Origin of the sequence: Gilliamella sp. B2772 (genome assembly GCF_026536985.1) — a bacterium.
GTDB classification, from domain to species: domain Bacteria; phylum Pseudomonadota; class Gammaproteobacteria; order Enterobacterales; family Orbaceae; genus Gilliamella; species Gilliamella apicola_E.
This window is the reverse complement of sequence record NZ_JAFNNB010000004.1, coordinates 141,253-161,808: the sequence shown is the minus strand read 5'-3', so window position 1 is coordinate 161,808 and position 20,556 is coordinate 141,253. Positions and strand designations below refer to the sequence as shown.

General features: G+C 35.3%; 22 protein-coding genes. 10 read left to right on the top strand and 12 right to left on the bottom strand.

Going from position 1 to position 20,556, the window contains the following annotated elements; all coding sequences use genetic code 11:
* The first annotated feature begins 214 nt into the window (after nucleotides 1-214).
* Nucleotides 215-1,222, top strand: a complete 1,008-nt coding sequence (gene argF / locus J3T98_RS09725) for an ornithine carbamoyltransferase (protein ID WP_267362727.1) — start codon at nucleotides 215-217, stop codon at nucleotides 1,220-1,222.
* Between the two features lie 98 nt (nucleotides 1,223-1,320).
* Nucleotides 1,321-1,818: a phosphatidylglycerophosphatase A gene (locus J3T98_RS09720; RefSeq protein WP_065733679.1), complete on the top strand. Its 498-nt coding sequence runs from the start codon at nucleotides 1,321-1,323 to the stop codon at nucleotides 1,816-1,818.
* A gap of 47 nt (nucleotides 1,819-1,865) precedes the next feature.
* Here J3T98_RS09720 and nadK read toward each other — a convergent pair whose 3' ends face one another.
* Nucleotides 1,866-2,744 (bottom strand): NAD(+) kinase, encoded by an 879-nt coding sequence (nadK, locus tag J3T98_RS09715; RefSeq protein WP_065733678.1) that lies wholly within the window; start codon nucleotides 2,742-2,744, stop codon nucleotides 1,866-1,868.
* 152 nt (nucleotides 2,745-2,896) lie between these two features.
* Between nadK and grpE the strand changes: the two genes are divergently transcribed.
* Nucleotides 2,897-3,481, top strand: coding sequence for a nucleotide exchange factor GrpE (gene grpE, locus J3T98_RS09710; RefSeq protein WP_065562718.1), 585 nt, complete (start codon nucleotides 2,897-2,899; stop codon nucleotides 3,479-3,481).
* A 43-nt stretch (nucleotides 3,482-3,524) separates the two neighbouring features.
* Here grpE and def read toward each other — a convergent pair whose 3' ends face one another.
* Nucleotides 3,525-4,037, bottom strand: a complete 513-nt coding sequence (gene def, locus J3T98_RS09705) for a peptide deformylase (protein ID WP_065562719.1) — start codon at nucleotides 4,035-4,037, stop codon at nucleotides 3,525-3,527.
* Between the two features lie 163 nt (nucleotides 4,038-4,200).
* Here def and dprA point away from each other — a divergent pair, with 163 nt between their 5' ends.
* Nucleotides 4,201-5,301, top strand: a complete 1,101-nt coding sequence (dprA, locus tag J3T98_RS09700) for a DNA-processing protein DprA (RefSeq protein WP_267362726.1) — start codon at nucleotides 4,201-4,203, stop codon at nucleotides 5,299-5,301.
* A gap of 92 nt (nucleotides 5,302-5,393) precedes the next feature.
* Here the strand turns inward: dprA and rraA are convergent, their stop codons facing one another.
* The 5 genes from rraA to J3T98_RS09675 all read right to left on the bottom strand — a co-directional run bounded on the left by rraA (nucleotide 5,394) and on the right by J3T98_RS09675 (nucleotide 10,240).
* Complete coding sequence (gene rraA / locus J3T98_RS09695) at nucleotides 5,394-5,885, bottom strand: ribonuclease E activity regulator RraA (protein WP_220225416.1); 492 nt, start codon at nucleotides 5,883-5,885, stop codon at nucleotides 5,394-5,396.
* A gap of 89 nt (nucleotides 5,886-5,974) precedes the next feature.
* Nucleotides 5,975-6,877 carry a 1,4-dihydroxy-2-naphthoate polyprenyltransferase gene (locus J3T98_RS09690; RefSeq protein WP_267362725.1) on the bottom strand — a complete coding sequence of 301 codons (903 nt, stop codon included), beginning with the start codon at nucleotides 6,875-6,877 and terminating at the stop codon, nucleotides 5,975-5,977.
* A 68-nt stretch (nucleotides 6,878-6,945) separates the two neighbouring features.
* Entirely contained in the window at nucleotides 6,946-8,133 is a 1,188-nt protein-coding gene (locus J3T98_RS09685; protein ID WP_267362724.1) for an ABC transporter permease, read from the bottom strand.
* A 14-nt stretch (nucleotides 8,134-8,147) separates the two neighbouring features.
* Nucleotides 8,148-9,287 carry an ABC transporter permease gene (locus tag J3T98_RS09680; RefSeq protein ID WP_065562723.1) on the bottom strand — a complete coding sequence of 380 codons (1,140 nt, stop codon included), beginning with the start codon at nucleotides 9,285-9,287 and terminating at the stop codon, nucleotides 8,148-8,150.
* Nucleotides 9,269-10,240, bottom strand: coding sequence for an HlyD family secretion protein (locus tag J3T98_RS09675; protein ID WP_065562724.1), 972 nt, complete (start codon nucleotides 10,238-10,240; stop codon nucleotides 9,269-9,271). The genes J3T98_RS09680 and J3T98_RS09675 overlap by 19 nt, the downstream gene beginning before the upstream one ends.
* 336 nt (nucleotides 10,241-10,576) lie before the next feature.
* Between J3T98_RS09675 and J3T98_RS09670 the strand changes: the two genes are divergently transcribed.
* Complete coding sequence (locus J3T98_RS09670) at nucleotides 10,577-11,866, top strand: NAD(P)/FAD-dependent oxidoreductase (RefSeq protein ID WP_065562725.1); 1,290 nt, start codon at nucleotides 10,577-10,579, stop codon at nucleotides 11,864-11,866.
* A gap of 101 nt (nucleotides 11,867-11,967) precedes the next feature.
* Nucleotides 11,968-12,570, top strand: coding sequence for a YiiX family permuted papain-like enzyme (locus tag J3T98_RS09665; protein WP_065562726.1), 603 nt, complete (start codon nucleotides 11,968-11,970; stop codon nucleotides 12,568-12,570).
* On the opposite strand, the gene rnhB is transcribed toward J3T98_RS09665, so the two are convergent.
* Genes rnhB through fabZ form a run of 4 tightly spaced genes read right to left on the bottom strand, consistent with a single transcriptional unit; the run spans nucleotide 12,567 to nucleotide 15,571 of the window.
* Entirely contained in the window at nucleotides 12,567-13,160 is a 594-nt protein-coding gene (rnhB, locus tag J3T98_RS09660; protein ID WP_176701522.1) for a ribonuclease HII, read from the bottom strand. The two genes, J3T98_RS09665 and rnhB, sit on opposite strands and share 4 nt — an antisense overlap.
* Nucleotides 13,151-14,305 carry a lipid-A-disaccharide synthase gene (lpxB, locus tag J3T98_RS09655; RefSeq protein ID WP_065562728.1) on the bottom strand — a complete coding sequence of 385 codons (1,155 nt, stop codon included), beginning with the start codon at nucleotides 14,303-14,305 and terminating at the stop codon, nucleotides 13,151-13,153. Before lpxB ends, rnhB begins: the two co-directional genes overlap by 10 nt.
* On the bottom strand, nucleotides 14,305-15,084 hold the full coding sequence (lpxA, locus tag J3T98_RS09650; RefSeq protein ID WP_065562729.1) for an acyl-ACP--UDP-N-acetylglucosamine O-acyltransferase: 780 nt from the start codon (nucleotides 15,082-15,084) through the stop codon (nucleotides 14,305-14,307). Before lpxA ends, lpxB begins: the two co-directional genes overlap by 1 nt.
* Before the next feature lie 40 nt (nucleotides 15,085-15,124).
* Complete coding sequence (gene fabZ, locus J3T98_RS09645; protein ID WP_034882348.1) at nucleotides 15,125-15,571, bottom strand: 3-hydroxyacyl-ACP dehydratase FabZ; 447 nt, start codon at nucleotides 15,569-15,571, stop codon at nucleotides 15,125-15,127.
* 666 nt (nucleotides 15,572-16,237) lie between these two features.
* On the opposite strand from fabZ, the gene fkpA reads away from it, so the two are divergent.
* From fkpA to tusC, 3 genes are read left to right on the top strand one after another with little or no spacing between them, the layout of a single operon-like run.
* The gene (fkpA, locus tag J3T98_RS09640) at nucleotides 16,238-17,137 is read left to right on the top strand and encodes an FKBP-type peptidyl-prolyl cis-trans isomerase (protein ID WP_065562730.1); all 900 of its coding nucleotides are present in this window, start codon (nucleotides 16,238-16,240) and stop codon (nucleotides 17,135-17,137) included.
* Between the two features lie 4 nt (nucleotides 17,138-17,141).
* On the top strand, nucleotides 17,142-17,507 hold the full coding sequence (tusD, locus tag J3T98_RS09635; protein ID WP_065562731.1) for a sulfurtransferase complex subunit TusD: 366 nt from the start codon (nucleotides 17,142-17,144) through the stop codon (nucleotides 17,505-17,507).
* A gap of 13 nt (nucleotides 17,508-17,520) precedes the next feature.
* Nucleotides 17,521-17,874 (top strand): sulfurtransferase complex subunit TusC, encoded by a 354-nt coding sequence (gene tusC, locus J3T98_RS09630; protein WP_065562732.1) that lies wholly within the window; start codon nucleotides 17,521-17,523, stop codon nucleotides 17,872-17,874.
* A gap of 145 nt (nucleotides 17,875-18,019) precedes the next feature.
* Here tusC and nagE read toward each other — a convergent pair whose 3' ends face one another.
* Nucleotides 18,020-19,489: an N-acetylglucosamine-specific PTS transporter subunit IIBC gene (gene nagE / locus J3T98_RS09625; protein WP_267362723.1), complete on the bottom strand. Its 1,470-nt coding sequence runs from the start codon at nucleotides 19,487-19,489 to the stop codon at nucleotides 18,020-18,022.
* Nucleotides 19,490-19,738: 249 nt separating this feature from the next.
* Between nagE and nagB the strand changes: the two genes are divergently transcribed.
* Nucleotides 19,739-20,545, top strand: coding sequence for a glucosamine-6-phosphate deaminase (gene nagB, locus J3T98_RS09620; RefSeq protein WP_065562734.1), 807 nt, complete (start codon nucleotides 19,739-19,741; stop codon nucleotides 20,543-20,545).
* The last annotated feature ends 11 nt before the right edge of the window (nucleotides 20,546-20,556 follow it).

Below are 20,556 nucleotides of genomic sequence, written 5' to 3'. Positions count from 1 at the left end.
AATGCTTTTTCAGTAACTCATTAATTGGTCATTTTATTACAATTTTTTAAACAAAAAAAGCGTTATTATAAAAAATAATTAAATAATAAAATCTAATTTTTTAGACAATTCAATAACTAAAAAGGACATTTTATAAATTTAAAACGTTTAACTTGAAATTGCATAATTATTCAAATAGAATCGTATCAATATTTACCGCTATCAGGAGCTCAATATGTATGGTTTTTATCAACGTCATTTTTTACGTTTACTCGACTTTACCCCAGCAGAAATTAACCAGCTGATTCAACTTGCTATTGAATTAAAAAAAGCAAAAAAACAAGGTAACGAAAAACAACATTTAGTTGGCCAAAATATTGCCTTAATTTTTGAAAAAGATTCAACTCGTACTCGTTGTGCTTTTGAAGTCGGTGCATATGATCAAGGCGCTCAAGTCACCTATCTAGGGCCAAGTGGTAGCCAAATTGGGCATAAAGAGTCGATTGCTGATACAGCTCGAGTACTCGGACGCATGTATGACGGTATTGAGTATCGAGGTTATGGGCAAGATATTGTTGAAACTTTAGCAAAATATGCCGGTGTGCCGGTTTGGAATGGTTTAACGACTGAAGCGCATCCAACGCAAATTTTAGCAGATTTTATGACCATGAAAGAGCATATCGGTGAGCGCCCACTTAATAGCGTTAAATTTGCTTATTTAGGCGATGCTCGTAATAACATGGGCAATTCGTTAATGGAAGGCGCAGCCTTAATGGGTATGGAGATCCGACTAGTGGCACCTAAAGCGTGCCAACCTGAATTAGAGCTTGTTCAAAAGTGCCAAGAGATAGCTAAAACAACAGGCGCTAAAATCGTTTTAACTGAGGATGTTGCTGAAGGTGTGAAAGGTGTTGATTTTCTTTATACCGATGTATGGGTTTCCATGGGCGAACCGAAAGAAGTGTGGGATGAGCGAGTGAAATTATTAACCCCATACCAAGTCAATCAAAATGTAATCAAATTAACAGAGAATCCAAATGTTAAATTTATGCATTGCTTACCGGCTTTCCATGATATGAATACCACAGTAGGTCAACAAATGGCTGCGCAGTATGGTTTGAAAAATGGTTTAGAAGTGACAAATGAAGTCTTTGAATCTAAACATAGCATCGTTTTTGATGAAGCCGAAAATCGCCTGCACACGATCAAAGCAGTAATGGTTGCAACCTTAGCTAAAGACTAATAATATAGCTAAATATTATTAGTGCTGGCTAAAGCTAGCTAAGCAAATTTTTTGCCGACCTCAAGTCGGCATAATTTTATCAACCGATTATCATCAGAATGACGAAACAAGCACGCAATAAAGATTTTAAAAAATACCTAAAACTCACTAATCCAATTCATTTTTTAGCGGTCGGATTGGGTAGTGGGCTATCACCCATTATGCCAGGTACTATGGGATCATTAATGGCGATACCACTGTGGCTTTTATTTTTGGGTTTACAACCTACTTTATATTGGGTTTTTATTTTAGTGACGTTTGTGTTTGGTTGTTATATTTGCCAAAAAACGTCGGATGATACCCATACTCATGATTCGGGTCATATTGTTTGGGATGAATTTGTCGGTATGTGGATAACGCTGTATTTCATTCCTCAATTTTCAATACTATGGGTGACGATTGCTTTTGTCGCATTTAGATTGTTTGATATGGCCAAACCTTGGCCTATTCGTTGGTTTGATAAGCGTGTGCCGGGCGGTTTTGGTATTATGGTCGACGATGTTATCGCCGCCATATTCTCTTCTTTATCTGTTTATGTATTAACATTTATCATTTAAAGATAGTTTCCCTTTAAATGATAATTTTCTTAACATAATGATTAAATTCAAAACATCTTTTGTGACCAACCTAGTTTGCTTGAAAGATTATTAAAATAATCATAATCCTTAGAGTGAATTAAATTAAACTCATAATCTGAGCGACGAATAATTACCTCTTGTGTTGGTTTAACTGGCAAGATAATTTGGCTATCGCAAGCAACATTAAGATCCAAAGCTGTTGTTGGAAATTTAAGATGGATAGGATTATCACTCTTAATCACTAATGGTCTGACCGCTAAAGAGTGTGGAAACATTGGTGTGATAATTAACGCATCTAAGTGCGGCGCAAGGATTGGCCCACCAGCTGATAACGAGTAAGCAGTCGATCCTGTGGGCGTTGCAATAATTAAACCATCAGCTCGTTGTGAAAATGCATTGCGCTCATTGATATACACATCATAATCAATCATATGCGCAACAGTATTAGGTGTAACTACAATTTCATTTACAGCAAAACCAGAATTAATTAACCGACCATCACTGTAGATAGACACTTCCAATAAAAACCGAGGATCATCATCGTAGTCCCCTTTGATAACAGGAGTTAATTGCTCAATAACATGATCATGGGAAATATCGGTTAAAAAGCCTAAATTACCTCGATTTACTCCAATCACTTTAATTTTATAGTGCGACAATTGACGTGCCGAACGTAGCATATTACCATCACCACCGACAACAATGGCTAAGTCGGCTTGCTCACCAATCGTATCTAAAGTTGCGTATACACTACTAGGAAATTTTATATACTGCGCTAACCGATCTTCAACTAAAACTTGAATACCTAAGTTAACTAGCCAGTCATATAGAACCTGATGAGTTTCAATCGCCTCTAATTTACGTGGAATCCCAACCAAACCAACACATTTAAATGGTATACCCATAAAATATCCTTGTTTTTTTAACTTAAATATAAAGATTTTTTAGTTACCGATTAAAAAACACGATATCATCTTATCGTTAAACTTGTAATAATAAAAATTGCCCCCATAATAACTGTTATTCATTAAGTTTTCGACTAAATTTGGAGTACCGTATGACTGAACAAGAGAATAATATGTCAGAAAATGAAACAAACATTGAAGTCCCAGCTGAGCAAACTACTGAAGAACAAACGCCATCTCAACCAAGTGTTGAAGAGCAGTTAAAAGCCAAAGATACACGTATTGCTGAACTTGAACAAGCATTAGAAATTGCTAAAAAAAATGAAAGTGAAGCAATGATTCGTGCTCGAGCTGAAATTGATAACGTGCGCAAACGTGTTGAACAAGATGTGGACAAAGCACGTAAATATGCTCTTGAGAAATTCTCAAATGAACTTTTACCTGTAATTGATAATCTTGAACGCGCATTAGAATCTACAGATAAAAATAATCCAGAACACAAAGCAACTGTAGAAGGATTAGAGTTAACATTAAAATCGTTTTTAGATACGGTCAAAAAATTTGGTATTGAAGTGATAAATACGGCTGATTCACAATTAAACCCAGATCTACATCAAGCGATTAGTATGGTTGAATCACCAGAACACCAATCAGGACAGATCGTCAATACTATCCAAAAAGGCTATACACTCAATGGTCGACTTATCCGACCTGCTATGGTGATTGTAGCTAAATAATGAAAGCTTAAATAAAAAACCGCCAAATTAATGGCGGTTTAATTTATCGATTCTTTTGCTCTTCACGAGCTAGCTTTTTCATCTTTTGCTCAATACGTTGACGCTTTAATGGCGAGAGATAATCGACAAAGAGTTTACCTTTTAAGTGATCCATTTCATGCTGGATACAAATTGCCAATAGTTCATCAGCATCAATTTCATAAGGTTTACCATTACGATCTAATGCCTTGATTTTGATTTTTTCTGATCTTGGAACAAATCCACGGCAGTCAGGTATCGACAAACATCCCTCTTCAATGCCAGTTTCACCTTCTTGGCTTATCACCTCAGGATTGATAATCACATAAAGTTGGCTTCTATCTTCCGACACATCAATCACAATAATCTGCTCATGTACATCTACTTGTGTAGCTGCAAGTCCAATACCATTTTCGGCATACATGGTTTCAGTCATGTTATCGATAATGTTTTGTAGCTCTGGTGTAAAATTAGAGACAGGCTTTGCAATTTTGCGAAGTCGTTCGTCTGGGAAACGTAATACCGGTAAAATAGCCATAAATTCTTCGATCTACTCCTCAATTTTGTATTTTTTCAAATTCGCCTACATTGTAAACATTTATTATGCCTATGAATAGATTTAGTTGACTATTACTAAAATATATCTAATCAATCCTTCTAGATATGGCACTAAGCAACAATGTAGAGGAAAAAGGACTGTAATGAGTAAATATGAGTTTTTGTTACGAATTTCAATGCTTGGTCAGAAAAGAAAGGGATATTTCGAGCAAATTGCTCACTATTTTAGTTCTGGTCTACCTAATAAAATAAGAGATGTATCGCTATTATTGGAAAAAATAGGTTTATCCAAAACTCTTCAAGATCGTTTTTTTGAAACATCTTATCTTCATTTTGAGCCAATACTCGATTGGTTGGCAACACCTTACCCAGCCAAACATTTGATCGCGTATTGTGATTCCGATTATCCAATGTTACTTAAGCAAATTAGTTCACCACCATTATTGTTATTTGTTATGGGTAATAGGCAATTATTACATTCACCACAAATTGCCATGGTTGGTAGCCGTGAATTTAGTGAATATGGTGCACAATGGGGAAGATATTTCGCTGGCGAATTAGCAATTAATGGTTTAACAGTCACTAGCGGATTAGCATTGGGTTTAGACGCTATTTGCCATAGAGGGGCTCTTGAGGTATCAGGAAATACTATAGCTGTTTTAGGTAGTGGATTAGCTCAAATCTCACCACGCTCAAACCTACGATTGGCAAATGATATTTTGGCACAAAATGGCGCCATCATTTCAGAATTTTATCCATTTGAAAAAGCAAGATCCGAATACTTTCCACGTCGCAATCGTATTATTAGTGGATTAAGTTTAGGAACCTTTGTGGTTGAAGCATCTGAAAAAAGTGGATCACTAATAACTGCTCGTTATGCGCTTGAACAAAATCGCGATGTATTTGCCTTACCGGGTGATATTGATAATCAAAATAGTCATGGAACCCATTATTTAATCAAGCAAGGGGCTTATCTAGTCACTCACCCAACTGATATTTTAGAACACTATAGTGGCTTTTTATCAACAATAAATAGACAAAATAGTGTTGAGAATAAAGAGAGTAATACTGTTTTATATCCTGAAATTTTTGCCGTTATTCGTCATCACCCAATTCCAGTTGATACAATTGCAGCCCTGGTTAATTTACCCATTCCTGAACTCACTATTAAATTATTAGATATGGAGATAGCAGGATTAATTATCACCGTTACTGGTGGTTATATTCGTAATCGAACAAAATAGAAAATTGTATCGCAAAAAAAGTTGAGGAGCGGGGTTTTTGAGCATAAAAAACCGCTGTAAAACCACAGCGGTTTATGAAAATAATAAGTGATTTATTTGTCGTCTACTTCAAGAGCGATTTCAGATAAGATAATGCCGGTATTATCAGCATAAATAAAGTCACCAGAGAAGAAAGTCACGCCACCAAAGTTAACACGAATATCAATTTCACCAACGCCTTGATCATCTGAGCCAACAGGAATTGCTGCGAGTGCTTGAACACCAATTTCAGCATCAGCAATATAATCAACTTGGCGCACAGCACCATAAACGATGATACCTTCCCATTGGTTTTGCAGTGCAATATCGATTAATTCCGCATCTATCAATGCTCGGCGCACAGAGCCACCACCATCAATAACCAATACTTTACCTGCCCCATTGGATTGTAATACTTCGTACAATATACCGTTATCCTCAAAACATTTCACTGTGACGACCTGGCCTGAAAACGAAGCTACACCACCAAAATTACTAAATATCGGTTCTACGACATTAACATCTTCTGGGTAGTAATCACAAAGAATTGATGTTTCAAACTCCATGGTAGAGTCTCCTTTAACTGTAATATTCATTCGATTCTAGTATAACGCTAACATTAAGTAAAACGATATAAATTTAGAATAAACGTGAGCTAGCTCAAAATAATACCCAAACAATAAAGTAAATTAGTTAATAAAGCAAGTTTGACCATTTGTATTAGTAACGGTGCAGCGTCATTAACCGTCTTAAATTTAAATACCGCACTGATATGTTTTATATATAGTGGCAATGTTAATAAAAATAGTCCACTCCAAAAAGTATGTAGATTTTTGTAAGCAAATAAACTAAATAGACACAATGATATAATTAATAAAAGTAAGTGATAACAGCAACCGTAAGTTTTACCAATTAGCACAATCAATGTTCGTTTATGATGTTGTTTATCGCTTTCATAATCGCGTAGATTATTAATATTAAGTACTCCAACCGCTAATAATCCACTAGCAATTGCAGGTAAGATGAGTAGTGTCGATAACACTTTAGTCTGTAAGTAATCACTGCCAATTACCCCAACCAGCCCAAAAAAGATAAGGACAGAGAAATCACCTAATCCAATATAACCATAAGGTTTTTTCCCCATCGTATAGGTAATTGCTGCAATGATTGAGCATAATCCTAACAAGACAAAAATCAGAAGTTGTCGATAGTTGTTGCAGGCTAAAATAAGTAATGCAAGCCCTGAAGTAATACATAATAAAACGGTAATCCAAAGCGCTATTTTTAGTTGATTAAGCGTGATTAAACCTAATTGTAATCCCCGTTTATGCCCTGTTAAATTTTGTTGGTCACTGCCTTTAATTGCATCACCGTAATCATTAGCCAAATTGGATAAAATTTGTAATAACGATGCGGTAATGATTGATAGTAGCATAATCAATGGGTCAAAAGACCGTTGCCAATATGCTAGCGAATTTCCCATCAAAATAGCCGAAAGCGATAATACTAACGTTTTAGGGCGTAAACTAATAATCCATGGATAATATTTTTTGGACATACGTTATTTATTTGAAAAATTTAAGCATTCATCATAACAGCTATTGATTGTATATTCACGTTTTAGCATTAACTAATTGAAGGTTTATTATTAACTTTTTTAGTATTTGAACGCACAATTTTTTTTATTTTTTTGAAATATCTTCTCATTTTTCCTTCGCGTAGTGCTGCAATAAAAAAGCCTAGCGAACCATATATGACTCCGAGAAATAGAATCATAAATATATTAAATACATTATCTGACAAACCTAACCCCATCTGATTTACACCAGCAATCATATTTGTTGCCCATGTAGATGGTAACATTCGCGATACCGTTTGTACCCATAACGGCATAGCATCAAGAGGCCATATAGTACCGGATAAGTAAAATACGGGGGTAGTCAAAAAGGCTAAGGTTAGGTAAATCATCTCGGTTCGATGTAAACATTCAGTGAGTAATTTACTCAACCCCAACACCGCTAATAATAGCGGAAATGTCATAATAATAATTTCGGGTATGCTTGCTAATTGCCTATAGCCAAGAACCCAAGGCCATAATCCAAAGAGGACTAAAGACAAAAAGAGCCATATTGGTATAAGACCGCATAAACTTCCGAATATAACAATCTTTGGTGGTTTACCTTGGGGCAAGGAGTGCAAGGTGATATTGGTACGCGTTGAGGCAATCAAAAAGGAGTGTTGCAACAGCATGACGAGTAATCCAGGAAAAGTTATCGCCGCAAAACTAATCCCGGCATTATAAAGCGGCATCGTTTGCCCTTTTATTGGCGATAAGATGATATTAATCTGCGGATCAGAAAAACCAGCATTGCGCATTACCCGCGTATTATATTCGGTTAATATTTGTTGATATATTCCTCTAATATCAACTTGTATTAGACCATTAGCTAGACGGCTAGAAGCATCACCATAAGCAGGAATTGTCACCTCTTCACCGTTTAAAAGACGTTTTTCGAAATTTCTTGGAATGGTAAATACCGCAAATAATTTACGACTGTTAATATCATCATAAGCTTCTAATGAATTTTCATAAGTAAGCACATCGATTTTAGAGCTAGTATTTAAAGATCGAATCAAACTTCGACTTGTAGCGCTATGATCCTGATCAACAATTGCTACCGGCAAATTGGTGATGGTGCCATTAATATAAACTAAGCTCATTAATGAAACAGAAACTAATAGCAATAACCACATTGGTCGCATTAGCATATAAAAAAACATTTTTATAGCTGAAGATAAAAATAGCTTAAGCATCCAAATATTGCCTCTTACTGTGAATGTAAACGTTTGACTAAACGTTTTCTAACTAACACTGTAATAATTATTGGATAGATCATTAAAATCCCACATGTTTTTAATACAGATAGATAACTGGAATGTCGTAAAAAGAGATCGAATAATTTATTCAGTGCATAGGTTAAAGGCTCAAGTGACGAAATAAATCTTGCTATCCAAGGCATCGACAATTCAGGCACCACTACTCCTGAATAGGTCAAAGCAAGCCCCACCAATACCCCAATATAGGTATATGCATCTAATACTGTTTTAGTAAATGTATAAAGCAAAATACCAATACTTTGCGCAGCAATAACATAAAAGAATACCACCAGCATCATAGCAAATGGCGAACCAGATACGCGCGCATCAGAAAATAAAACCAGCATAGCTATTTCAAACATCAATAACATGGTATACCAGATGGTATAAGGAGCTAGTTTACCTAATACAAATGGATAATTAGGCCGAGTCCGTTTAGGTAATCGCGATAAAATATGAATTGTTGTGGTCACTACAAATAATTGTAACAAATGAACTACCGCGGAAAATTGCTGGAAGTACATTGAGTTACCACTGGCATTAAATAACCCATCATAATTGAAATTAACTTGAGAAAGCTTAGGTACGGGCAAACCAATACTGGTTGCCATGGTCGTCCGATATTGCGTATTTAATGAAGCAATTAGGCCGGAATAGTCCATAATAGAGTATAAGCCAGCACTATAATATAAAGCATTATAATAAAGCATCGGCGTTGGTTGACGACCAGCTAATACATCGGCTTCAAAATTAGGCGGTATGTAGAGAATGGCGTAGATTTTAGCTTTTTCTAAATCACGTTCAGCCATTTTTAACTGATTATCATAATTAATTAGATTTGCGTGCGCGCCAGCGTTAAGATCCCGAATAATTTCACGAGATAAGGTACTTTTATCTTGATCAACATAACCTACTGGAAGATCAAATAATACACCTCGATAAAATATACTGCTGATGATCACAAAAATAATCAGCGGTAAAATCCACATTAACCAATGGAAAGTAAAACGCTTAAATATAACTGGAATTTCATCGTTAAATGCTTCTTTAAAGCGATGCCAGAAATCTGAAATTAGTTGTCTATTTTCCATAATGTACTCATACCTGCGCGTAAGCCTTCAACAGGTTTAGTTGGATAAAGTCTAATTTCAAAGGTTTTCAAATCGAAATCACCCGTTGCTCGAGTAGCACGTTTAGTTGCATAATCGCCCATTGGTGAAATAAAACGAACTTCCGCTTCAACTTCTTTATTACCAAGGGCTGGTACTTCCAACTTAACATGGTCACCCTTGTGAATATTAGGCATAATATTCTCACGAATATTGAACACAAAATAAGCTTGTGGTAATCGAATAACTGTTAATAGTGGGCTATTTGCATTAAACAGCTCGCCTACTTCGGCAGGGATTGAACCAACCTCACCATCTACAGGCGCCTTGACTTGCAGATCATCATATTGAATCTGTAATTGTTTAAGTTGCTCTTCAGCCTCTTGCAATTTAGCATTATAGATCTCACGCTGTTCAATACGATCACCGTTTTTCGCTTGATCTAAATTGGCTTGGGCTGACAAAACCTGCTGATGAGCTGCATCACGCGTTTTAAGGGCATTATCTAATATTGATTGAGAAACAAAACCTTTTGCCGAAATGGCTTTATTACGATTGTACTCTTTCGAAGCATTATCATAAGAAACTTTTGCTTGTTCCAATAACGCTTCATAATAGCGAATACTTTCTTCACGAGTACCGTTTTGAGAAAGTTCAACTTGCGCTTTTGCTTGATCTCGCCCAGCTTCGGCAGCTTTAACTTGAGCTAAAAGCTCAGGACTGTCAAGCGTAATTAAGACATCATTTTGTTTAACATCATCGCCACGATTGACATGAATTACTTGCACTCGCCCCTTGGCTTTAGAGGATATGCTGACATTAGGTGCATCAACTTCACCTTGCAAAATAAGCTGGCTGCTATGAGCACGTATTAAGATCGTCATTGAAATTAAAATAACAATCAATGCAATAACAATAAAAATTTTTTTATTCATAAATTTGTTTTGAGTGACAATTGTAAGATAAGGCCTAAAGAACTAGGATAATTGTATGCAATCAAGAATTAACATACTTCAAAAATGATTACTATATCATACGATATAACGCTTTATTTAAACAATCTAAGCTATATTTCTATGCCCAAATAAGGCTAAACGGGATTATTTACAACTATATTGAATGATATTCTATTTCACCCTTAAATAAATTTCAATAATTGTAAACCTCCATTTTAATAGATTTCATTTATAAATGTTATCAGTCAAAAGAAATAGATAAAAACCTACTTATTTAGTATGATATTTTACAATTGAAATAATAAGGCTTGAAATATGCAAAAAATAATTATTATTGGTGGTGGTGCCGGCGGTTTAGAGCTCGCTACTGACCTAGGTGATAAGTTAGGCAAAACGGACAAAGCTCAAATTACCCTAATTGATAAAAACAGTTATCATTTATGGAAACCATTATTACATGAAGTAGCAACGGGTGTACTTGATGAGCAAGTTGATAATATTTATTATGCATCTCAAGGACAACAACATAATTTCGAATTTACCCAGGGTACCTTTACTGACCTTAATCGGGACCAAAAACAAATCACTATTATCAATCATCAAGATGAATCAGTCGCTATTGATTACGACATTTTAGTTATTGCCATTGGTAGTACTTCTAACGATTTTGGTACACCTGGTGTTAAAGAACATTGTATCTTCTTAGACGATCAAAATGCAGCGATTCGCTTGCGAGAAACCTTAATAAATAAATTCACCAGTTTCTGTTCAATTATCGATAATGATCAAAGCACCGACGAAGATAAAATTCGAATTGCTATCGTAGGCGGTGGTGCAACTGGCGTTGAGTTAGCTTCTGAACTACCACACATGGTGGAAGCATTTGGTGCCTGTGGTCGTAATAAGATGTGTTCCGATCTTTTAGATGTGTCGGTTATTGAAGCAACTGATCGTATTTTACCAGCCCTACCAGAAAAGACCGCAGCAAGTATTACTAAAACACTTGAAAAACAAGGTATTCATGTATTAACCAAGACCATGATTACTAAGGCTGAAAGCGATGGATTTTATCCAAAAGAAGGCGATACTATTAAAGCCGACATTATGATCTGGACTGCGGGTGTTAAAGCTCCTGATTATTTGAAGGAAATTGCTGGATTAGAGTCAAGTCGTTCAAATCAATTGGTGGTAAAACCAACATTGCAAACTTCTCGTGATGACAATATTTTTGTTATTGGCGATTGCGCTTACGCAATGCAAGACAATGGCCATGCCTCACCACCTACTGCTCAAGCTGCACATCAAATGGCAAAAATTTGTTACGAAAACATTATCAACATATTAGATAATAAGCCATTAAAATCGTTTAAGTATACCGATAATGGCACAATCATTTCTTTACATGATACCGCGCAAGGTGTGGTTAAAATAGCAGGAAAAAGTGAAATGGGTGTAAAGGGATGGTTTGCGCTAATTATTCATCGATTGTTGTATCGAATGCATCAAGCTAGCTTGTTAGGTATTTTCAAAACGATTCGTTTTGCTCGTGCCAGTAAAGTTATGTACAAAACAAAATCGACATCTATTTTCAGTAATCGGGATTAATGACTAAAACACGACTAAAAGCTACTTAAAATTTATTTAAGTAGCTATTTTAGCTAATAATTTTATAATATTACCTTGATTTATTTTTTAAGTAGAAAATCATGCGTTCTATTTTGATTATTATATTACTTTTCACTACCTACACGACGGCCACAGCAGATTACCTAGATGGCGATATTATTTTCCAATCTTCTCAATCAAACCAAAGCAAGGCGATTGAGCTAGCAACCAAGTCACCTTATAGTCACATGGGAATAATTTTTATTAAAAATGGAAAACCTTATGTCTTTGAAGCAGCATCTAAAGTGGTCTATACACCGTTTGATAAATGGGTAACTCGAGGAAAAAATAGAAAATATATAATTAAACGCCTAAAAGATCACACTTTATCACAAAAAGAAATTGCTAATTTAAAACGAGTTGCTCATTCATTTGAAAATAAGCCTTACGATATTTGGTTTGGCTGGGATGATAAGTATATTTATTGCTCAGAACTAGTTTGGAAAATTTATAATAAAGCACTTAACTTAAAAATTGGACAATTACAAAGGATTAAAGATTTTAATCTGTCAGCACCAGCAGTTAAACAAAAACTAACTGAACGCTATGGAGATAAGATCCCTTATCAAGAAACCGTTATTTCACCAGTCGCTATATTCAATTCACCATTATTAATAACAGTAGATCAACATTGGTCGAATTAGATAAGTAACAATCTCTTAATTGGAGCAAAACTCTTACGATACAAATGGTTGATACCGTGTGATTCTATAGCCATTAGGTGATCTTTGGTGGGATATCCTTTATGCTTTGCCAATCCATAGTGCGGATACAATTTATCTAATTCAACCATTTCACGATCACGAGTCACTTTCGCAAGAATCGACGCAGCACTAATTTCAGCAACAAGTAAATCGCCTTTAACGACAGCTTGTGTTTGAATACCAAATTCAGGGCAACGATTGCCATCCACTAAAACATAATTGGGTTTGATTTTTAAACCAGACACCGCCCGTTGCATAGCCAGCATAGTGGCATGAAGAATATTAAGCTTATCAATCTCATCGACTGATGCTCTAGCAACACTCCACGCTAATGCATTTTGCTTGATAATATCAAATAAAGCTTCACGTTTTTTTTCTGTCAGCTTTTTAGAATCGGTTAATCCCTCTATCGGTTTATTTGGATCTAAAATCACAGCAGCAGTAACAACATCACCACACAGAGGACCTCGTCCAACTTCGTCAACTCCGGCAATTAATGTGGCATCAGGGTAGGTAAATTCTAACAACAATGTGAATCCTCTAATACATCAAGTACAGCTTGTGCTGCTTGTTCATCTGCATTACAACGAATTTGTTTATGCAAAGCTAAAAATGTCGCTTTTAATTCGGTATTATCACTTTCTAAAAAAGGAAAAACATGATTAGCGATATTTTCTGGTGTACAATCATGTTGTAGCAACTCAGGCACTATTTCTTTACCTGCTAAGATATTTGGTAACGACACATAAGGCGTTTTGATTAACTTTTTAGCCAACCAAAACGTAAAAGCTTTCATTTTGTAACCGACAACCATTGGGCATTTAGCTAACATACATTCAAGAGCAACCGTTCCAGACGCTAAAATTGCCGCATTACTGGCAATCATTGCTTCACGAGCATGACCATCTAATAACTGCACATTAAGTTGTGGTGCGATTTCAGTTTTAATTCGCTCAAACTCTTGTCTCCTTTTCTCATTTGCTAAAGGAACCACAATATGTAAATCAGGAAATTTGTCACGTAGCAATTGAGCCGCCTTTAAAAAAGGCTCAGATAATAACGTCACTTCAGCATGACGGCTGCCAGGTAAAAGTGCTAAGCATTGGCAATCAAGCGGGATACCTAATTGTTGACGCATTGCGGTTTGATCTGGTTCTAAAGGAATGTCATCAGCCATTTTATGACCAATAAAACGACAAGGAACATCAAATTTATCGTAAAAGGCTTTTTCAAAAGGAAGAAAAGCTAAGATAAGATTAGTATTTCGTTTAATCTTAAACACGCGCTTTTGTTTCCAAGCCCAGACTGATGGGCTCACATAATGAATAGTTTTAATACCAGCTTGTTTGAGTTTACCTTCTAATGATAGATTAAAATCAGGCGCATCAATACCAATAAATATATCAGGTTTTAGTTCAATAAGACGTTTAGTGATATCTCGACGAATAGCTAAAATACGACGTAATCGACCTAATACCTCGACAATGCCCATCACAGACAGCTCTTCCATTTCATACCAAGCTTTACAGCCTTCAGCTTGCATTTGTGGTCCAGCAATTCCAACAAATTGAATATTTGGATGGTGTTTTTTGAGAGAACGAATTAAACCTGCACCTAAAATGTCACCAGATGTTTCACCAGCGACAAGTGCTACAGTTAAAGCTTTATCAGTCATTAACGAATAATGCCACGAGTCGAACGAGCAAAAAAGTCAGTAAACAGTTGAACTTCAGGGTACTGTTTAGCTAACGATTCAATTTCAACTTTGGCATCGTCAAGGGTTAACCCATTTCGATAAAGAATTTTGTAAGTATTACGAATGGCTTGTAGTGCTTCTTTACTAAAACCTCTACGTTTCAATCCTTCATAGTTAACGCCATGTGGTGTTGCATGATTGCCTTGTGCAATAACATAAGGAGGAACATCTTGGGCAACACCAGAACAACCACCAACCATTACGTGAGATCCGATAACACAAAATTGATGTACAGCTGTCATACCACCAATAATAACATGATTGTCTAACTGCACATGACCGCCAAGCGTTGCATTATTCGCTAAAATACAATTATTACCAATAATACAATCATGAGCAACGTGTGCATTAATCATGAATAAATTATCACTACCAATACGCGTTAACTCCCCCCCTTGAACAGTGCCGCGATGAATCGTCACACTTTCACGAATCATATTACGATCACCAATTTCAGTACGAGTTGGTTCTCCTCGATATTTTAGATCTTGGTTAACTTCACCGATTGAAGCAAATTGATAGATTTGATTATTTTGACCAATTTTGGTGTGGCCATTAACGACAACATGTGATTTTAAAAAAGTGCCATCACCAATTTCAACATGTTCACCAATATAACAAAAAGGCCCGATTTTGACGTTATCACCAATCTTTGCCCCCTTTTCTATTACTGAACTTGGGTGTATTTCCGTTGCCATAGCAATTCCTTAATACATTTGGGATATTTCAAAATCAATATTACTTACGAGCACACATCATTTCGGCTTCACAAACCAGTTTACCATCAACTGTTGCAACACCATGGAACAATGCAATACCACGACGCTCTTTAATATATTCAACATCAAGTACGATTTGATCACCTGGCACGACAGGGCGTTTAAAACGCGCTTTATCGATTGAAGCAAAATAATAAAGCTGTCCTGGCGATAACTCTTCAATACTTTTAAAAGCTAAAATTCCAGTCGCTTGCGCCATCGCTTCTAAAATTAGTACACCAGGGAAAATCGGTTTATTTGGAAAGTGACCTTGGAAGAATGGTTCATTAAAAGTAACATTTTTAATGGCTTTTAATGTTTTGCCTTTTTCATAACTAAGTACGCGATCAACCATTAAAAATGGGTAACGATGAGGCAGTAAACTTATGATTTCTTCAATATCAAGGGTATTAAGTTCGGTAGTCAAAATAGCTATCCTTATACAATATTTACTATAAATTGGATCTATTATAACTGAGGATACCACTTTCACTCAAGGAGTGATTTTTCAGTGTATTTTTACAGTTTTCAATAACAAATAAACCTAATTTTATATAAAAGATGCTTAAAAAATATTTTGTATTATAGTAGATCATATAATACGATTGGTATTTAACTAAATGATCTTTTAACTTGGAGAGTGAAATGAAATCATTTATTAAATTGACATTAATAAGCAGTATTATCATATTAACACTTACAGGCTGTAGTGATTTTCTGAAGTGTTTTTACGGTTTTTAATAACAAATAAGCCTAATTTTATATAAATTAATTAGATAAAAGATACGTAAAAGTTATATTATCCTATAATAGATCATATATAATACCGTGAATATTTAGCTAAAAGATCTTTTAACTTGGAGAGTGAAATGAAATCATTTATTAAATTGACATTAATAAGCAGTATTATCATATTAACACTTACAGGCTGTAGTGATTTTCTGAAGTGTTTTTACGGTTTTTAATAACAAATAAGCCTAATTCTATATAAATTAATTAGATAAAAGATACGTAAAAGCTATATTGTCCTATAATAGATCATATATAATACCGTGAATATTTAGCTAAAAGATCTTTTAACTTGGAGAGTGAAATGAAATCATTTATTAAAATGACATTGATAAGTAGTGCTATCGTATTAGCACTTGCAGGTTGTGATGATAAAAAAACTACCGAAGAAAACAAAACACCTGCTACTACAACGACAAATGCTACCGAAACAGCACCTGCGCCAGCAGAAAATAAAGCAGAACCTGCTAAAACCGATGATAAAGCTGATTCTCTAAACAATAAAATAAAAATTACCACTGAAGCCCAAAAAGAGTCTTATGCATTAGGTTCTTCATTTGCTAACTACCTAAAATCAAACTTAGAACAAAATGAAGTAAAAGCAGACCAAGAATATCTAATCAGCGGATTTAATGAAACCATGAAAGGTAATTCACAACTTAATCAAGAAGAAGTGAACACAATTCTAGAAGCTTTCGGTAAACGTATCCAAGAAGAAAGCCAAGCGCGTTTTGAAAAGCAAAAAACTGAAAATACCGCGGCTGGTGAAAAATTCCGTGAAGCATTTGCAAAAGAACCTGGAGTAATAAAAACTAAATCAGGTTTATTATATAAAGTTATTCAAGAAGGTACTGGAGCTCACCCAACTGCCAATGATACTGTTATCGTTCACTATGTTGGTACATTAACTGATGGTCGTAAATTCGATAGTTCTTATGACCGAAATGAGCCAGCAACCTTCCCACTTAACGGTGTAATCAAAGGTTGGACTGAAGGAATTCAACTCATTGGTGTTGGCGGTAAAATTAAATTAGTTGTTCCACCAGAATTAGCTTATGAAGATAAAAGCTTGCCAAGCCAAGGTAACAACGCCAATATTACCCCTGCGTCAACTTTAGTTTTTGAAGTTGAATTGCTTGGTATTGATAAAGATAACAACGAAGAAGCTATTCCAACTGCTCAGCCAGTACAAGCACCAAACTAATTTGATGAAACCATTAAGTTATACGCTGGTTATTATGGGTCCCGCTTATGGGACCCAATCTGCTTATTGTGCTTATCAATTTGCTCAAACATTATCTTCAAATACAAATCACTCAATCAATAGCATCTTTTTTTATGCTGACGGTGTCTATAACGCTAATCATTTTACTGATCCGGCTAATGATGAATTTGATCTCGTCAAAGCATGGCAAAACTTAGCAAAACAAAACGCTTTAAAGCTGAAGATTTGCGTGGCAGCAGCACAAAGAAGGGGAATTAGTATAGAAAACCTTGCTGAACATTTTGAACTAACTGGTCTTGGTGAATTGAGTGAGGCAGTAGCAAGTTCTGATCGAATCCTACAATTTTAAAAAGGTAGATTAGATGAAAAACGTAGCAATTATTATTAGTACTCCACCACACGGCAATGCAAAAGGCCGAGAAGCATTGGATACCGCTTTAGCCTTATCAACATTTAATCATATTTCTGTCTTTTTTATGGGCGATGGTGTTTTTCATCTGTTACCTAATCAACATCCAGAAGAGATTTTAATGCGAGATTACATAGCAACCTTTAATATGTTAGAACTTTATGACATTGAAGATGTTTATGTTTGTAAAACAGCTTTAGATGAGCGGAATTTAAGCCAGATTGCCCTCAACATTCCTAACCAACAAATTGAAATTACCCAGTTTCATCAGTTACTTGCGGATCAAGACACTATTTTACGCTTTTAATTAGCTTCAAAAACCCCGCTCCTCAACTTTTTTTATAATTCTATAAACAAAATCTATGCTTGCCAAAGATAATAAAAATCCTCGTGGCTTTTATCATTACTACCACGAGGAGAATATTGATAAAACTTATTTAATAAAATTGATATTAAACTAATTTTTTCATTTTATCGGCAATCTTCTCAGCTTGTTGACCAACAACAATTTGAACGCCAGTTTTACCTAGTTTTATCACTGCCATTGCACCAAGTGCTTTAGCTGCTTGTTCATCAACCAAATCTGAATCATGAACATTCAAACGTAAACGTGTGATACAAGCATCAATATTAGTTAGATTTTCTTTACCACCAACGATAACTAAATATTGTTCAGCAAGCTTAGAAGTATCACCTACAGTTGGTACATTCTCTTCAGCTGAAGTATCGGTCACATCGTCTTCACGTCCCGGCGTCTTAAGATTGAATTTAACAATAACAAAACGGAACACAATATAATATACAAAGAAAAATACGACACCTTGAAGAATAAGCATATACCAATGTACAGCTAAAGGATTGCGGCTTGAAAGTAACATATCGAGTAAACCAGCACTAAAGGCAAATCCAGATATCCATTGCAATGTTGCTGCAATAAACAAAGAGATACCCGTTAAAATTGCATGGATAACATAAAGCACTGGAGCCACAAACATGAAGGCAAATTCTAATGGTTCAGTAATACCTGTAAAGAAGGCAGCAAAAGAAGCGGCTAACATAATGGAAGCTGTCTTGTCTTTATTGCCTTTTTTCGCCGTATGATACATCGCTAAAGCAGCACCTGGTAAACCAAACATCATAATTGGGAAGAAACCAGCTTGATAACGACCAGTAATACCAACAATCGCTTTACCACTATCAATTGCATTTTGTCCTGCTAAAAAATTAGGGATATCGTTAATTTCAGCAACATTAAACCAAAATACAGAATTAAGTGCATGATGCAAACCAACCGGAATCAACAAACGGTTAAAGAACCCATAAATACCAGCTCCAATTGCACCTTGTCCTTTAATTTCTTTACCAAATGTGACTAAAAATTCATAAATATGTGGCCAAACATAAAGCATTCCAAAAGAAACAAATAACATTACAAATGAAACAATAATTGGTACCAGACGCCTTCCACTAAAGAAAGCAAATGCCTTATGTAACTCAATATTACTAAAACGGTTATATATTTCAGCAGAAATTATACCAACTAAAATACCGATAAATTGGTTTTGATGGATTTTATCAAAAGCCTTTGAAACTTCAGCTTTTGGTGTAGAAGTTAATAATGCTACTGTATCTGTAGATAATAAAGTTGTTATAACCAAAAAACCAACCAATCCACTCAACGCCGCAGCACCATCTTTATCTTTAGACATACCGTATGCGATACCAATAGCAAACAGTATAGCCATATTATCGATAATGGCCCCACCAGATTTAATTAAAAAAGCGGCGATTCTGCTATTTGCACCCCAACCAACAGGATCAATCCAATAACCAACACCAAGAAGAATTGCAGCAGCAGGTAATACTGCCACAGGCACCATCAACGAGCGCCCAATACGTTGCAAATAAGCTAAAATTCCCATAAGTTTTACCTCATATTATTATTTTGGGTTACTTAAAAAGTAATGAAATTTCACATCTTTAAGTAAATGTAAGTAAGTCAACTATATTTCACATTATATTATTTTACTTCGCAAATTAAATGTTTGCTTTTTGTGATTTATGTCACGATTTATTTTTGATTAATTAGTTTAATATAGTAGAATATGCTCAACATATTTTACGTTAAAAAAAAAGATTTTATTTAATTATATCAGAAGAGGCTGTATCTTATGAGACTTATTCCTTTAGTAAATGCGCAAGAAGTCGGCGCTTGGGTAGCACAGCGCATTGTTAACAAAATTAATCAATTTAAACCGACAGCGGAACGTCCGTTTTTATTAGGTTTACCTACAGGTAGTTCTCCGCTAGTTATGTATCAACAACTCATCAAACAATATCAAGCAGGTAAAGTCAGTTTTAAACACGTTGTTACCTTTAATATGGATGAGTATGTCGGTCTTCCAGAAGATCACCCTCAAAGTTATCACACTTTTATGTATGAAAATTTCTTCAACCATATTGATATTGATAAAAACAACATCCATATATTAAATGGTAATGCACCAGATATCGATCAAGAATGCCGCGAATATGAAGAAAAGATTAAATCTTACGGTAAAATCAATATTTTCGTTGGTGGTGTTGGTCAGGATGGACATATTGCATTTAACGAACCAGGTTCTTCACTTTGTTCAAGAACTCGAATTAAAACTTTGACTGAAGACACAATTATCGCTAACTCACGCTTCTTTGATAATGATATCAAACAAGTTCCAAAACATGCGTTAACGATCGGTGTTGCAACATTAATGGATGCACAGGAAGTGATCTTATTAGTTTGTGGACACAACAAAAGTTTAGCGTTACAAGCCGGTGTTGAAGGATGCGTTAATCATTTATGGACAGTTACCGCATTACAAATGCATCCAGCATCAATTATTGTTTGTGATGAGCCAAGTACTGATGATCTTAAAGTGAAAACACTAAAATATTTTAAACAAATGGAAGCTGATAACCTTAAAGTGACCGTTTTATAAAGGATAACTCA

Bases quoted from the DNA above. Each gene is read 5' to 3' on its own strand.
- argF (WP_267362727.1), top strand. From the start codon at position 215: ATGTATGGTTTTTATCAACGTCATTTTTTACGTTTACTCGACTTTACC.
- J3T98_RS09680 (WP_065562723.1), bottom strand. From the start codon at position 9,287: ATGGAAAATAGACAACTAATTTCAGATTTCTGGCATCGCTTTAAAGAA.
- J3T98_RS09685 (WP_267362724.1), bottom strand. From the start codon at position 8,133: ATGCTTAAGCTATTTTTATCTTCAGCTATAAAAATGTTTTTTTATATG.
- J3T98_RS09665 (WP_065562726.1), top strand. From the start codon at position 11,968: ATGCGTTCTATTTTGATTATTATATTACTTTTCACTACCTACACGACG.
- tusC (WP_065562732.1), top strand. From the start codon at position 17,521: ATGAAAAACGTAGCAATTATTATTAGTACTCCACCACACGGCAATGCA.
- tusD (WP_065562731.1), top strand. From the start codon at position 17,142: ATGAAACCATTAAGTTATACGCTGGTTATTATGGGTCCCGCTTATGGG.
- dprA (WP_267362726.1), top strand. From the start codon at position 4,201: ATGAGTAAATATGAGTTTTTGTTACGAATTTCAATGCTTGGTCAGAAA.
- def (WP_065562719.1), bottom strand. From the start codon at position 4,037: ATGGCTATTTTACCGGTATTACGTTTCCCAGACGAACGACTTCGCAAA.
- J3T98_RS09720 (WP_065733679.1), top strand. From the start codon at position 1,321: ATGACGAAACAAGCACGCAATAAAGATTTTAAAAAATACCTAAAACTC.
- nagB (WP_065562734.1), top strand. From the start codon at position 19,739: ATGAGACTTATTCCTTTAGTAAATGCGCAAGAAGTCGGCGCTTGGGTA.
- lpxA (WP_065562729.1), bottom strand. From the start codon at position 15,084: ATGGCAACGGAAATACACCCAAGTTCAGTAATAGAAAAGGGGGCAAAG.
- rraA (WP_220225416.1), bottom strand. From the start codon at position 5,885: ATGGAGTTTGAAACATCAATTCTTTGTGATTACTACCCAGAAGATGTT.
- nadK (WP_065733678.1), bottom strand. From the start codon at position 2,744: ATGGGTATACCATTTAAATGTGTTGGTTTGGTTGGGATTCCACGTAAA.
- grpE (WP_065562718.1), top strand. From the start codon at position 2,897: ATGACTGAACAAGAGAATAATATGTCAGAAAATGAAACAAACATTGAA.
- nagE (WP_267362723.1), bottom strand. From the start codon at position 19,489: ATGGGAATTTTAGCTTATTTGCAACGTATTGGGCGCTCGTTGATGGTG.
- J3T98_RS09675 (WP_065562724.1), bottom strand. From the start codon at position 10,240: ATGAATAAAAAAATTTTTATTGTTATTGCATTGATTGTTATTTTAATT.
- lpxB (WP_065562728.1), bottom strand. From the start codon at position 14,305: ATGACTGATAAAGCTTTAACTGTAGCACTTGTCGCTGGTGAAACATCT.
- J3T98_RS09670 (WP_065562725.1), top strand. From the start codon at position 10,577: ATGCAAAAAATAATTATTATTGGTGGTGGTGCCGGCGGTTTAGAGCTC.
- fkpA (WP_065562730.1), top strand. From the start codon at position 16,238: ATGAAATCATTTATTAAAATGACATTGATAAGTAGTGCTATCGTATTA.
- J3T98_RS09690 (WP_267362725.1), bottom strand. From the start codon at position 6,877: ATGTCCAAAAAATATTATCCATGGATTATTAGTTTACGCCCTAAAACG.